Origin of the sequence: Nocardia veterana NBRC 100344, from assembly GCF_000308855.1 — a bacterium.
Lineage (GTDB): Bacteria > Actinomycetota > Actinomycetes > Mycobacteriales > Mycobacteriaceae > Nocardia > Nocardia veterana.
The window spans coordinates 1-12,527 of the sequence record NZ_BAGM01000056.1 but is presented as its reverse complement, the minus strand read 5'-3'; the positions used below and the strand labels follow the sequence as shown (position 1 = coordinate 12,527).

The 12,527-nt window shown below is 68.2% G+C and carries 12 protein-coding genes and 1 tRNA gene; 5 read left to right on the top strand and 8 right to left on the bottom strand.

Annotated features, from left to right (window positions below; all coding sequences use genetic code 11):
- The first annotated feature begins 21 nt into the window (after nt 1-21).
- Nucleotides 22-864, top strand: coding sequence for an oxidoreductase (locus ON37_RS09500; RefSeq protein WP_040718493.1), 843 nt, complete (start codon nt 22-24; stop codon nt 862-864).
- 10 nt (nt 865-874) lie between these two features.
- The gene (locus tag ON37_RS09495; RefSeq protein ID WP_157171398.1) at nt 875-1,507 is read left to right on the top strand and encodes a DUF1579 family protein; all 633 of its coding nucleotides are present in this window, start codon (nt 875-877) and stop codon (nt 1,505-1,507) included.
- 33 nt (nt 1,508-1,540) lie between these two features.
- On the opposite strand, the gene ON37_RS09490 is transcribed toward ON37_RS09495, so the two are convergent.
- The 4 genes from ON37_RS09490 to ON37_RS09475 all read right to left on the bottom strand — a co-directional run bounded on the left by ON37_RS09490 (nt 1,541) and on the right by ON37_RS09475 (nt 5,443).
- Entirely contained in the window at nt 1,541-2,326 is a 786-nt protein-coding gene (locus ON37_RS09490; protein ID WP_040718492.1) for an amino acid ABC transporter ATP-binding protein, read from the bottom strand.
- Entirely contained in the window at nt 2,323-3,273 is a 951-nt protein-coding gene (locus tag ON37_RS09485) for an amino acid ABC transporter permease (RefSeq protein WP_040718567.1), read from the bottom strand. Before ON37_RS09485 ends, ON37_RS09490 begins: the two co-directional genes overlap by 4 nt.
- 6 nt (nt 3,274-3,279) lie before the next feature.
- Nucleotides 3,280-4,188: an ABC transporter substrate-binding protein gene (locus ON37_RS09480; protein WP_040718566.1), complete on the bottom strand. Its 909-nt coding sequence runs from the start codon at nt 4,186-4,188 to the stop codon at nt 3,280-3,282.
- Between the two features lie 163 nt (nt 4,189-4,351).
- Nucleotides 4,352-5,443, bottom strand: coding sequence for an isocitrate/isopropylmalate dehydrogenase family protein (locus ON37_RS09475; RefSeq protein WP_083892855.1), 1,092 nt, complete (start codon nt 5,441-5,443; stop codon nt 4,352-4,354).
- A 168-nt stretch (nt 5,444-5,611) separates the two neighbouring features.
- Here ON37_RS09475 and ON37_RS09470 point away from each other — a divergent pair, with 168 nt between their 5' ends.
- Together ON37_RS09470 and trxA are read left to right on the top strand one after the other, a co-directional pair.
- Nucleotides 5,612-6,133 (top strand): 2'-5' RNA ligase family protein, encoded by a 522-nt coding sequence (locus tag ON37_RS09470; protein ID WP_040718564.1) that lies wholly within the window; start codon nt 5,612-5,614, stop codon nt 6,131-6,133.
- Nucleotides 6,134-6,194: 61 nt separating this feature from the next.
- Nucleotides 6,195-6,566 (top strand): thioredoxin, encoded by a 372-nt coding sequence (gene trxA, locus ON37_RS09465; RefSeq protein ID WP_040718491.1) that lies wholly within the window; start codon nt 6,195-6,197, stop codon nt 6,564-6,566.
- Nucleotides 6,567-6,653: 87 nt separating this feature from the next.
- Here the strand turns inward: trxA and ON37_RS09460 are convergent, their stop codons facing one another.
- The 4 genes from ON37_RS09460 to ON37_RS09445 form a co-directional block, all read right to left on the bottom strand.
- Nucleotides 6,654-7,088 carry an alpha-isopropylmalate synthase regulatory domain-containing protein gene (locus tag ON37_RS09460; protein ID WP_040718490.1) on the bottom strand — a complete coding sequence of 145 codons (435 nt, stop codon included), beginning with the start codon at nt 7,086-7,088 and terminating at the stop codon, nt 6,654-6,656.
- A gap of 404 nt (nt 7,089-7,492) precedes the next feature.
- Nucleotides 7,493-8,140 (bottom strand): class I SAM-dependent methyltransferase, encoded by a 648-nt coding sequence (locus ON37_RS09455; RefSeq protein ID WP_210741941.1) that lies wholly within the window; start codon nt 8,138-8,140, stop codon nt 7,493-7,495.
- Between the two features lie 63 nt (nt 8,141-8,203).
- Complete coding sequence (gene polA, locus ON37_RS09450; protein ID WP_373281996.1) at nt 8,204-10,984, bottom strand: DNA polymerase I; 2,781 nt, start codon at nt 10,982-10,984, stop codon at nt 8,204-8,206.
- 204 nt (nt 10,985-11,188) lie between these two features.
- Nucleotides 11,189-11,815, bottom strand: coding sequence for an ANTAR domain-containing response regulator (locus ON37_RS09445; RefSeq protein WP_040718488.1), 627 nt, complete (start codon nt 11,813-11,815; stop codon nt 11,189-11,191).
- A 196-nt stretch (nt 11,816-12,011) separates the two neighbouring features.
- Here ON37_RS09445 and ON37_RS09440 point away from each other — a divergent pair.
- A tRNA-Leu gene (locus tag ON37_RS09440) sits at nt 12,012-12,098 on the top strand.
- The last annotated feature ends 429 nt before the right edge of the window (nt 12,099-12,527 follow it).

The window sequence follows — 12,527 nt, the reverse complement described above, 5'->3', positions numbered from 1 at the left end:
AACTACCGAGGAGAATTTCGCGTGAGTACAGACAAGGTCTGGCTGATCACCGGGGCCAGCAGCGGCTTCGGCCGCGCGATCGCCCAGGAGGCGATCGACGCCGGAGATATCGTGGTCGCGGTGGCCCGCCGCACCGCGGCACTGGACGATCTCGTCACCGCCCATCCCGATCGGATCGAGGCCGTCGCACTGGACGTGACCGACACCGACCGCATCGACGCGGTGGTCGCCGATGTGATCGCCCGCTACGGGCGGATCGACGTCCTGGTCAACAACGCCGGCCGCACGCAGGTGGGGGCAGTCGAGGAGACCACCGATCGGGAGCTGCGCGACCTGTTCGATCTGCACGTGTTCGGTCCCGCCGCCCTCACCCGCGCGGTGCTCCCGCAGATGCGGGCCCAGCGCAGCGGCGCGATCGTCATGATGAGCAGCGTGGGCGGTCAGATGTCGTTCGCGGGCTTTTCCGCCTACAGCGCCACCAAATTCGCGCTGGAGGGTTTTTCCGAGGCCCTCGCCGACGAGGTCGCGCCGTTCGGCATCCAGGTGCTCGTCGTGGAGCCCGGTGCCTTCCGCACCGGCCTGTTCGGTTCGGGCGCAGCCTATTTCAGCGCCGAATCCGAGGTGTACGCCGACACCGCGGGTAAGACCCGCCGGATGGTCCGAGACGGTGACGGCACCCAGCCGGGCGATCCGGCCAAGGCCGCGGCGGCGATCCGTACCGCGCTGGAGGCCGAGCGGACACCGCTGCGACTGCCGCTGGGCAGCGATTCGGTGGATACCCTGCTCGGCCACCTCGACGCGGTGCGGGACGACATTCACGCGTGGGAGAAGGTCTCGCGCGCAACGGCATTCGACGGGAACTGAGGTGTCGATCGTGAAGACGTCCCTGCGAATGCGGCTGGCGCCGGTCCTCGTCCTCGTCGCCGTCGTGACGGCGGCCTGCGGCGGCTCCGATGCCGAGCCGTCCGCTGCCCCCACCACCATCGCCACCGCGGTCGCCCACCAGGATGCCGGACACACCCGGCTGGACCGGCTGGTCGGTGAATGGTCGGTCGAGAAATCCACCTATGTGGCCGGCGGCACCCCCGACCACCCGCTGGTCGCGCACGATACCGTCTCGCGCTGGCACTGGATCACGAAGACCGGCAACAACTTTCTCCAGGAGGAGGTCGACGGCACTCTCGGTGACAAGCCGTACTATCGGCAGGGCGCGCTCGGCTACTCCCCCACCGACGACCGTTACGAATGGTCGACCGTGGACAGCATGACGCCGATGATGATGACCTATCGGGGCGCGAAGAACAGCGGTTCCGCCGCCGATATCGTCATGACCGGAGATTTCACCGATCCGGGCATCCTCGGTCCGGCCAACGCCGGCAAGACCACGCCGATGCGCACCGTGATCCGGTTCGAATCACCCGACCGCACGGTGATGGAGATCTATTTCACCCCGGCGGGCGGCGCGGAGGTGCTGGCCGATCGGGTCGTCCTCACCCGCCGCTCCTGACCGACCCCGGGCTTGCCGAGTCCCGTTTCCGCGCTAGAGGATTCGGGACAGGAAGGCCCGGGTCCGCTCCTGTTGCGGGTCGGCCAGCAGCGCGCGCGGATCACCCGCCTCCACGACCACGCCCCCGTCCATGAACACCAACTGGTCGGCCACCTCGCGAGCGAACCCCATTTCGTGCGTGACGACGACCATCGTCATCCCCGAATCCGCCAATTCCCGCATGACCGTGAGGACCTCGCCGACCAGTTCCGGGTCCAGGGCCGACGTCGGCTCGTCGAAGAGCATCAGCTTCGGGTCCATGGCGAGCGCTCGGGCGATCGCGACCCGCTGCTGCTGCCCACCCGACAGCTGCGCCGGGTACGCATCGGCCTTGTCCGCCAAACCGACTCGATCCAGTAGTTCCCGCGCCCGGGCCACCGCCTCCGAGCGGGCGACCTTCTTCACGTGGATCGGCGCCTCGATCACGTTCGCCAGCGCGGTGCGGTGCGGAAACAGGTTGAAATGCTGGAACACCATGCCGATGTCGCGGCGCTGGCGGGCCGCTTCGCGCGGATGCAGTTCATAGAGTTTGCCGCCCCGCTCGCGATAGCCGACCAGCTCGCCGTCGACGTAGAGCCGGCCGGCATTCACCCGCTCCAGATGATTGATGCAGCGCAGAAAGGTCGACTTCCCCGACCCCGACGGGCCGATCAGGCACATCACCTGCCCGCGGGCGACCTCGAGCGAGACGCCCTGCAACACCTGCAGGGTGCCGAAGTTCTTGCACACGCGCTCGGCCCGGATCATCGGCACCTCCGAAGAGGTTGCGGCAGCGCTCATTTTCCGGCCTCCGTGGTGTGCTTCGCGGTGGCCAGCGCACGCAGCTGCCGACCGGTCAACTGCCGGGTCACACCGCGCGAGTAGTACCGCTCGAGATAGAACTGGCCGACCATCAGCACGCTGGTGATCGCCAGGTACCAGGTGGCACTCACCAGCAGCAGCGGGATCGGCTGGAAGTTGATGCCGTAGATGTCGCGGGCGCGTCCGTAGAGATCGGTGGTCAACGGGATCGCGGTGACCAGCGATGTGGTCTTGAGCATGGAGATCAGCTCGTTGCCGGTCGGCGGGATGATCACCCGCATCGCCTGCGGCAACACGGTACGACGCATGGTCTGGCCCCAGGACATGCCCAGCGCGATCGAGGCCTCACGCTGACCCTCACCCACCGAATTGACACCGGCGCGCACGATTTCGGCCATGTAGGCGGCCTCGTTCAGGCCCAGCCCGATCATGGCGAAGATGAACGGTTGCGACCAGTCCTGCACGTCCCACTGCACGAAACTGGGCCCGCCGAACGGGATTCCGAGCTGAATGGATTTGTACAGCGCGGGGAACAGGCCCCAGAAGACGAGCTGGATGTACACCGGGGTGCCGCGGAAGATCCACAGATACACCCACGACACCGACCGCAGCACCGGATTCGGCGACAACCGCATCACCGCGAGGATCACCCCGAGGATCACGCCGATGGCCATCGCGAGCACGGTCAGCTCCAGGGTGACCAGCGCGCCCTCGGATATCCGGCGATCGAACAGGTATTTGGCGTAGGTGTCCCAGCGGTAGGCGGGGTTGGTGGCGGCACCGTAGACGAACAGCGCGAGCAGGATCAGCAGCACCGCCGCCGCCAGCCAGCGGCCCGGCCGCCGCAGCGGCACCGCCTCGATGGTCTCGGGCAGATCCGGCTCGGACGGGCGGCCCGGCGAGCCGGACGAATGTTGCGCGGACATGTGCACTCAGCCTTTCGCGCCGTTGATGACCGAGGTGGTGATCGCACCGGCCTCCACGCCCCAGTTCTGCGCGATGGTGCGGTAGGCGCCGGTGTCGATCAGATGTTGCAGCGCGGCCTGCAGGACCGGCGCCAGCGGTGAGCCCTTCGGCACCGGCCAGCCGTACGGTTCGGCCTCGAAGACCGGGCCGGCTGCCTCGATGGTGTCGGAATTGCGCTTGATCGCGTAGGCGGTGACCGGTGAATCGGCCGACATGGCATCGACCTGACCGAGGACGAGGGCCGTGGCCGCCGCGCTCTGTTCGTCGTAGGCCATCTTGTGGATCTCGGGCTTCCCGGCGTCGGTGCAGGCCTTGGATTTGGCGGGGATCTCGTCGATGTCCTCGGTGGTGGTGCGCTGCACCGCGACCTTCTTACCGCAGGCGTTGTTCGGATCGACGGGCCGGCCCTTGCGCTGCGCCCACTGGATCCCGGCGGAGAAGTAGTCGACGAAATCGACGGTCTTCTCCCGGTTCCGGTTGTCGGTGAACGAGGACATGCCGACATCGACGGTGCCGGCCTCGATCGCCGGAATGATCTTCTCGAAGTCCGCTTCCTGATAGTCGGCGCGCACGCCGAGTACCGCGGCCACCGCGTCCATCAGATCCACGTCGAAGCCGATGATCTGTCCGGTATGCGGATCGCGGTACTCGTTCGGCTGATAGGGCACGTTCACACCGACCACCAGCCGGCCCCCCTGCGCGATCTTCGGGGGCAGTTGCGCGGCGATCGATTCCACCTTCGTCACCGGCACCTTGGGCACCTTGGGCGATTCGTCTTCGGTGTTGTCGACGCATCCGGTCGCCAGCACCGCCGCACCGGCGATCGCACACGCGACCCGCAGGATGTACCCGCGGGCGCCGACTCGACCAGACACGCAGCCCTCCGTCTTCGCGCAGCCGTCGTCACCGGACAGGCCGCCGTGTAGCAATCCAGCATTCGAAATCTAGGTGATCGGCACGGAATGCGCCGGTCGGTTACCGAAGGTTAATGCGCAGGTTAACGGGCGCCGGCACCGGGCGGCGCGGGTACACGCCGATTCAGCGGCGATGCACACGGGCGCACACCTGCTCGGTGAATTCGCTGGTCGAGGCGAGTCCGCCCAGGTCGGCGGTGGCGATACCGGCGGCCAGGGTGGCCGCCACGGCCCGCTCGATGCGGTCGGCGGCCTCGCTCAGCGCCGGCGCGTCGTCCCGGGTGCCGAGCCAGCGCAACAGCATCGCCGCCGACAGTTGCAGCGCTCCCGGATTCGCCCGGTTGCGACCGGCCAGGGCGGGGGCCGCGCCGTGGACGGCCTGGGCCATCGCCTGGTCGGCCGAGCAGTTCAGCGACGCCGCCAGGCCGAGCGAACCGGCCAGCTCACCGGCGAGATCGGAGAGGATATCGCCGAACAGGTTCTCCGTGACCAGCACGTCGTAGTCGCCGGGAGCCCGCACCAAGTGGGCCGCGGCGGCATCGACATGTTCGTCGTCGACCTCGACACCCGCATATCCGGCCGCCACCTCGAAGCAGACCTCGCGGAACAAACCCATCGTCATCGGCAGCACATTCGCCTTGTGCACGATGGTCAACCGGCCGCGCCGAGCCGCCGCGAGGGCGCAGGCCTGATGGGCGATGCGGGCACAGGCGGCCCGGGTGATCACGGCGACCGCCATCGCCACATCGGGGGTGGGACGGAATTCACCCGACCCGGCGAACATGTTGCGGTCGGCGTAGAAGCCCTCGCTGTTCTCCCGCACGATCACCAGGTCGATATCCCGCGCCGCTGCCCGCACCCCGGGAAACGCCCGGGCCGGTCGGATATTGGCGTACAGACCGAAGCGCTTGCGGATCGCACCGCCGGGTGGGGTTCCGGTGCGGTGCTGGGGGGCGTAGGACGCGTTGTCGTGCGGGCCGAGAACCCAGGCGTCGAGTTCGGCGAGCGCGGAGAGGGTGGTCTCCGGCAGCGGATCGCCGCAGTCCGCGATCGCCGCATGCCCGATCGGCAACTCGACCCACTCCGGCGCGGGCGCGCCGACGGCCCCGAGCGCTTCGTCCACCACCGAACGAGTCGCCCGCACCACTTCCGGGCCGATGCCGTCGCCCTCGATCAGCCCGAGTCGCACCGTCCGCCGCGTTTCCACCGCACCCACTCCTTGTGTTCGCACCCCGTCCCGGCCGTCCGCCCGGGCAACCCTATTGGGTGCCGCCCGACCACACCCGCATCGGCCCCGCCGGCCCCCGGGCGCGGCGACCGGGCGATCCCGGTGTCCACCGATCCCCGAACCGGGCTCGCCGGCGCGCGTACATTGACGGGAACCATGGTGCAATCGGTGGAATTGGTGCTCGACGACGCGGCCGAGGCGGAGATCCGACGGCAGTGGCGGTCGCTGGCCGCGGCCGGAATCCACAGTCCCACACCGGATCACCGGCCGCACATCACCGTCGCCGTCGCCCGCGAAATCTGGCCGCGGCTGGACCGCACGCTCGGCGCCCTTCCGTTTCGGCCGCTACCGATCCGGCTGGGTGGACTGCTGATCTTCGGCGCCCGGCATCCGATTCTGGTGCGGATGGTGGTGCCCACCGACGAGCTGCTCGCATTGCACCGCCACGTGGCCGCCGCGGTCGACGCCTGCCCGGGAGTTCCGGCGACCATGCGGCCCGGCGCGTGGACCCCGCACGTGACGCTGGCTCGGCGGCTGCGGCCGGATCTGATGGCCACCGCCGTCGACGCTGTGGCGTCCGACCGGGGTTCTGCGGCTACGGTGGTGGGTATCCGGCGGTGGGACGGTGATCGGCGGATCGAGTGGCCGATCGCCCCGGGGGGCGGGCTCCACGGTTGACCCGCGGAAGATAACCGCACCAGCCCGCGTTGCACCGCATACAACGACACGAGAGGAACCCATGGCCACCCAGACCCTGACCGCGCAGAATTTCGACGAGATCGTGACCGGAAACGACGTCGTGCTCGTCGATTTCTGGGCCGATTGGTGCGGGCCCTGCAAGGCGTTCGCGCCCACGTTCGAGGCGTCCTCGGAGCAGCATCCCGACGTCGTCCACGGCAAGGTGGACACCGAGGCCGAGCAGAGCCTCGCGGCCGCCGCCAACATCCGCTCCATCCCCACGATCATGGCGTTCCGCGAGGGTGTGCTGGTGTTCGCGCAGCCGGGCGCCCTGCCGCCGGCCGCCCTGGAAGATCTCGTCTCCCAGGTGAAGGCGCTCGATATGGACGAGGTGCGCAAGCAGCTCGCCGAGCAAGAGCAGCAGCAGGGCTGATCACCGAAGCTGCCGACACACCGGTGCCGCATCCGATTTCGAATCGAAACAGGATGCGGCACTTGGTTTTTCGCCGCTCAGCGGGTGTCAGTTACCGAGCTTGTTGATGCCGGCGATCATGGCCCGCACCGTCGATTCCGGTCCGTCGCCGGCGATCGCCGCACCCCAGCCGCGGCGCCCGTTGCATTCGCACTGGACGAAGGTGGCGGTGCCGGCGTCGGTGCGGCGCTGATGGAACTGCAGGATCTCGAGCGGATAACCCTCGTCGTAGAGGGCGGAGGTCAGCGCCGCGACCGGGCTACCCGCGGACACCACGGTCCGCAGGTGACCGGCCATTTCGAGGGTCGCGGTGTAGGTCGCGGTGGCCTCCCGGCCCACCGGCGACCAGTCGCTGAGCTTGATCGGACCGTTGTGGCCGCAGTAGCGCTCGTAGAATTCGGCGGGCGTCAGGTCGGCGGATTCGGCGCGCAGCCCCTTGGGCGCGGCCGCGATGAAGGCATGTGTATCGATCGTGATCGTCATTGGACTAGGTCTTCCCGAAGCTTTGTCGTTGGTCGGATGACAGAGGGGACCAGCGCAAACAATCTTCAACGGCCGCAGCGAGGGGGCCGGTCCGAATCAGCTCCCGCTACGGCGAGGTACTACGAGAAGTCGCGCAGCAGCCACCATCGCGGTAAGCGGCAGGAGCACCACGCGGTCGCGATCGGCGACACTGCGCGCGGCGCTGTGGCTTGCGGCGGGATTCGGCACGGCTTCGAGAATATGGATTCGACTCGGCGATGGCAACAATATCGCCGCGGAACCCACGAGTAACTTCGTCACATTTTTCCGTGAACGGCACACGAACGATCCGTGCCGTGGCGCGGGAGGCATCGGCGCAGGCCACGGCGGGTGGCGCTGAGCGCGCCCGGATGCGCTCGGCGGGTTCAGTTGCCGGCCACTCCCGGCTTGTGCCAGACCAGTAGATAGCGCCAGAACACCAGCCGCCGCACCCGTGCGCCGGGCAGGACGGCCTGCGCCCGGCGGGCCACTTCACGGGTGGTCAACGGCGGATCGAGGACGACGGGCATCGCGTCGTGCGACGGTTCGTGCGCGAACCACGATCGGTGCCCGGTCGCGCGCAGCACCGCGAATGCCGCTCCGAAGATTCGATGCCCCGCCGCGGCGGCGACTTCGACCGGCCATTCGCGCAGCGGATCCGGTCGAGGCAACGCGATCGCCGCCAGCACGCCGCCCGGTCGCAGCGCCCGGGCCAACCGCGGCAGGACGAGATCCAGCGGCATGTGGTGCAGGGCGGTGAGCGAGACCACCGCGTCGTAGGCGGCCTCGGGCAGCGGATGGTCGAGCACATCGGCCACCGTGCACGTCACCGTGGCGGGCACGACCCGCCGCGCCGCCGCGATCATCTCCGGCGAGCGGTCGAGCGCATCGACCCGCTCCGCACGCCCGGCCAGCGCCGCGGCCAATGTTCCTGCCCCGCAACCGACTTCGAGCACCGGCCCACATCCGGCCGGAAGCCGCCGCAGCAGCGTCGAGTGGTAGAAGGCGTTGTGGTCCCAGTCGATCACACTCATCGCCGCCAGCCTACGCACGCGGTCGGGCCGGGTCACCGCACCGACGGGACGGACCGGCCGTGGTCAGTGCGCCGCGGAATCCCAGCTGTGGCCGACACCCACCACCACCTCGAGCGGCACCGACAGTTCGATGGCGTTGCACATCTGCCGGCGGGCCAGCGACTCCAGCGCTTCGCGCTCACCGGCCGCCACCTCGAAGACCAGTTCGTCGTGGATCTGCAGCAGCATGCGTGAGCGCAGACCGGCCTCGGCGATCGCGGTCTGCATATTGATCATCGCGACCTTGATGATGTCGGCGGCGGTGCCCTGGATCGGCGCGTTGAGCGCCATCCGCTCCGCGGCCTCACGACGCTGGCGGTTACTGGAATCCAGGTCGGGCAGATAGCGCCGGCGCCCGAAGAGCGTCTCGGTGTAGCCGACCTTGCGGGCCTGGTCCACCGCATCCCGCAGATAGTCGCGAATGGCCCCGAACCGGGAGAAATACACCTCCATCTGGGCCTTGGCCTCCTCGGCACTGATTCGCAGCTGCTGCGACAGGCCGTAGGCCGACAGCCCGTAGGCCAGACCGTAGGACATCGCCTTGATGCGGCGGCGCATCTCCGGATGCACCTCGGCGATCGGAATGTCGAAGGCCTTCGAGGCGACGAAGCTGTGCAGGTCCTCGCCCGAGTTGAACGCCTCGATCAGGCCCGCATCCTTGGACAGATGGGCCATGATCCGCATCTCGATCTGGCTGTAGTCCGCGGTCATCAACGATTCGTAACCGGGCCCCACCACGAACGTGTCCCGGATCCGGCGGCCGGTGTCGGTGCGGATCGGAATGTTCTGCAGGTTCGGTTCGGTGGAGGACAGCCGACCGGTCGCGGCGATGGTCTGATTGAAGGTGGTGTGGATCCGACCGTCGTCGGCCACCGACTTGAGCAGGCCGTCGACGGTCACCTTCAGCCGGGTCGCGTCGCGGTGGGCGAGCAGGTGCTCCAGGAACGGATGCTGGGTCTTCTCGAACAGCGACTCGAGCGCGTCGGCATCGGTGGTGTAGCCCGTCTTGGTCCGCTTGGTCTTGGGCATGTCCAGTTCGTCGAACAGCACCACCTGGAGTTGTTTCGGCGAACCGAGGTTGATCTGTTTGCCGATCACCTCGTAGGCCGCGTCCGCCGCGGCGGCCACCCGATCCGCGAATTCGCGCTGGAGTTGCTCGAGTTGGTCGGTATCCACCGCGATACCGGCGTGTTCCAGCTCGGCCAGGACGCCGAGCAGCGGCAGCTCCATCTCGGTGAGCAGGGACCGGGACTCGATGCGATCCAATTCCGCGTCGAAGGCTTCGGCGAGGTCCGCCACCGCCCGCGCCCGCAGGATCTCGGCCTGGGCGAGTTCGGTGTCGACCTGGTCCTCGTCGTCGAGCAACGAGAGCTGGGCGTCCTCGGCCGCCTCGACTCGCAGCTCACGCGACAGATAGCGCAGCGACAGATCGTCGAGGTTGAAGGTGCGCTGGCCGGGCCGGACCAGATAGGCCGCCAGCGCGGTGTCACTGGTCAGCCCGGCCAGCCGCCAGCCGCGCCCGCGCAGGGCGTGCACGGCCGCCTTGGCCTCGTGCACCGCCTTGGCGATGTCGGCGTCGGCGAGCCAGCGGCCCAGGGCCAACTCGTCCTCGGGCGTCAGCGCGACCACATCGAAATAGCCACCCTCGCCGTCGGCGGCGGCGATCGCGATCGCCTTCACGTCACCGTGCACCGGCGTGGTCGTCCCGACGATCGAAACGCCATGGCGAGCACCGGATTTCGCATGTTCGGCCAGCCAGTCCGCGGCGGCGCCGGGCGCGATCGGACCGCCACTGATCTCGAAACCGCTCTCGGCCTCGGGCTCGGGCGGGGCCAGGGTCTCGAACAGCCGGTCCCGCAGCACCCGGAATTCGAGATCGTCGAACAGCCGGTGGATCTTGTCGCGATCCCACGGCTGCTGGGCCAGCTGCTCCGGCGTGTACGGCAGCGGAACATCCCGGACCATCTCGGTGAGCTGGCGGTTCAGCACCACATTCGACAGATTCGCGCGCAGCGCGTCGCCGACCTTGCCGCGCACCTCGTCGACCCGTTCCACCAGAGTGGCCAGATCACCGAATTCACGAATCCACTTGGTCGCCGTCTTCTCACCCACCCCCGGGATACCGGGCAGGTTGTCGCTCGGGTCGCCCCGCAACGCGGCGAAATCCGGGTACTGAGCGGGAGTGAGGCCGTATTTCTCCTCGACCGCCGCCGGGGTGAACCGGGTGAGCTCGGAAACGCCCTTCTTCGGATACAGCACCGTCACATCGGGGTTCACCAATTGCAGCGAATCCCGGTCGCCGGTGACGATCAGCACCCGAAACCCTTGCGGCACAGCCTGAGTCGCGAGCGTCGCGATGATGTCGTCGGCCTCGTATCCCTCGATCGCCATCACCGGGATGCCGAGCGCGCCCAGCACCTCCTGGGTGATCTCCACCTGCCCGCGGAACTCGTCCGGAGTAGTGATCCGGTTGGCCTTGTACTCCGGATACGCCTCGACCCGGAACGTCTTACGGCTGACGTCGAACGCGGCCGCCACATGCGTGGGCCGCTCGTCGCGAAGCAGATTGATCAGCATGGCCGTGAAGCCGTAGACGGCATTCGTGGTCTGCCCGGTGACCGTCTTGAAATTCTCCGCCGGAAGCGCGTAGAACGCGCGGTAGGCCAGGGAATGGCCGTCCAGCAACAACAACGTGGGCCGCTCGCCGGGCGCGGCCGAACCGGCACTGCCGGCTTTCGGCGCTGCCGCTGCGGCGGTGGTGGACGACACACTGCCCTGACGCTGATCGGTGGAGGCTGGAGTCACGGCACAGAGTCTAGGGATATGCACCGACATCCCCCGGCACCGGGCGCGACCGGCGCATGTCGGACGCGGGCGCGGCCACCCTCCGCTGTTTCCGCCGGCACGACGACCCGGCCCGGCGCGTTCACGCCACCGGTCACAGGCACGCCTCGATCAGCGACCACCGGCCGTGCCACCGGCCCGCATCCGCAACCGCGCGCCGACCGGTCAGGACTTCGGCGCGAGATTCTCCAGGACCACTTCGGCGACCGCCTTCATCGTGGTGCGCCGATCCATCGCGGTGCGCTGAATCCACTTGAACGCCTGGGGTTCCGTCAGGCCCTGGGTCTGCATCAGCACGCCCTTCGCCCGCTCCACGAGCTTGCGCGTCTCCAGCCGGTCCGACAGCGTCGCGACCTCCTGTTCCAGCGCGGAGATCTCGTGAAAACGACTGGCCGCCAATTCGATCGCGGGCACCAGATCCGATTTCGTGAACGGCTTCACCAGATAGGCCATGGCGCCCGCGTCGCGCGCCCGCTCCACCAGGTCCCGCTGACTGAAGGCGGTTAAAATCACCACGGGCGCAACACGTTTGGACGCAATCTCGGCGGCAGCATCGATACCGTCGCGACGCGGCATCTTCACATCCATGATGACCAGATCGGGCCGCAACTCCACGGCCAGGTCGACCGCCTGCTGGCCGTCACCGGCCTCGCCGACGACCTGGTAGCCCTCCTCGGAGAGCATCTCCACAAGGTCCATCCGGATGAGCGCCTCGTCCTCGGCCACCACGACACGCTTCGCGGCAGCCGGCGCGTCCTGCTTCGCGCCCGCGCCCCCTGCATTCGTTCCCATAGACAGACCCCTCGATATTCCGATGCCGACACCCGATGTGCGCAGCCGACCCGCCCCGTCACCGGCCACGCACACCCGAGTGTCCTAAAGCGTACCGTTCAACCTCGCACACAACCCATCTACCCAGCGCGAACCCGGCCGTGCCGGACCGATTCGGCAACCTGGGCACCCACCGGCTATCATTTCCTCCCGGTGCGCCGAGTTGGCGGAACTGGCAGACGCGACGGTCTCAAAAACCGTTGTCCTCACGGACGTGTGGGTTCGAGTCCCACACTCGGCACCAAATGGGCGGCTCCGGCTGCCCCAGCCGGGACCGCCGGCTTCGGAATCGGACGTGGCCCTCTCACACACATCCATACCCCGTCGGCGGGCGGCCTCGCACGCGCCGGTTCGCTCATCTACCCCGGGAACCAACCCATCACGAAGCACGCCCGCGCCGGAACTCTTGGGCACCAACGACTTTGATCGCATTCCGGGCCGGCGTCGGCAGATGTGGCAGGGCGACAACCGTTCGAACGACCGGAGTCCGTCGGCCGCGACCGTTTCGCGCACATCCACCGAATACATTGCGCGCCAACACATTTCGGACGGCTCGACCGTTCCGTGAGCCGCCGGACCGGTCCGGTCCCCGCCGGTACAACCGTTACCCCCGTTAACACCGAGTGCCCGGACGACGAGTTCGTAGTGAGCCGGATCGAACCGCGATCGCGGC

Bases quoted from the DNA above. Each gene is read 5' to 3' on its own strand.
- ON37_RS09490 (WP_040718492.1), bottom strand. From the start codon at position 2,326: ATGAGCGCTGCCGCAACCTCTTCGGAGGTGCCGATGATCCGGGCCGAG.
- ON37_RS09485 (WP_040718567.1), bottom strand. From the start codon at position 3,273: ATGTCCGCGCAACATTCGTCCGGCTCGCCGGGCCGCCCGTCCGAGCCG.
- ON37_RS09470 (WP_040718564.1), top strand. From the start codon at position 5,612: ATGGTGCAATCGGTGGAATTGGTGCTCGACGACGCGGCCGAGGCGGAG.
- trxA (WP_040718491.1), top strand. From the start codon at position 6,195: ATGGCCACCCAGACCCTGACCGCGCAGAATTTCGACGAGATCGTGACC.
- ON37_RS09460 (WP_040718490.1), bottom strand. From the start codon at position 7,088: ATGACGATCACGATCGATACACATGCCTTCATCGCGGCCGCGCCCAAG.
- ON37_RS09455 (WP_210741941.1), bottom strand. From the start codon at position 8,140: ATGAGTGTGATCGACTGGGACCACAACGCCTTCTACCACTCGACGCTG.
- ON37_RS09445 (WP_040718488.1), bottom strand. From the start codon at position 11,815: ATGGGAACGAATGCAGGGGGCGCGGGCGCGAAGCAGGACGCGCCGGCT.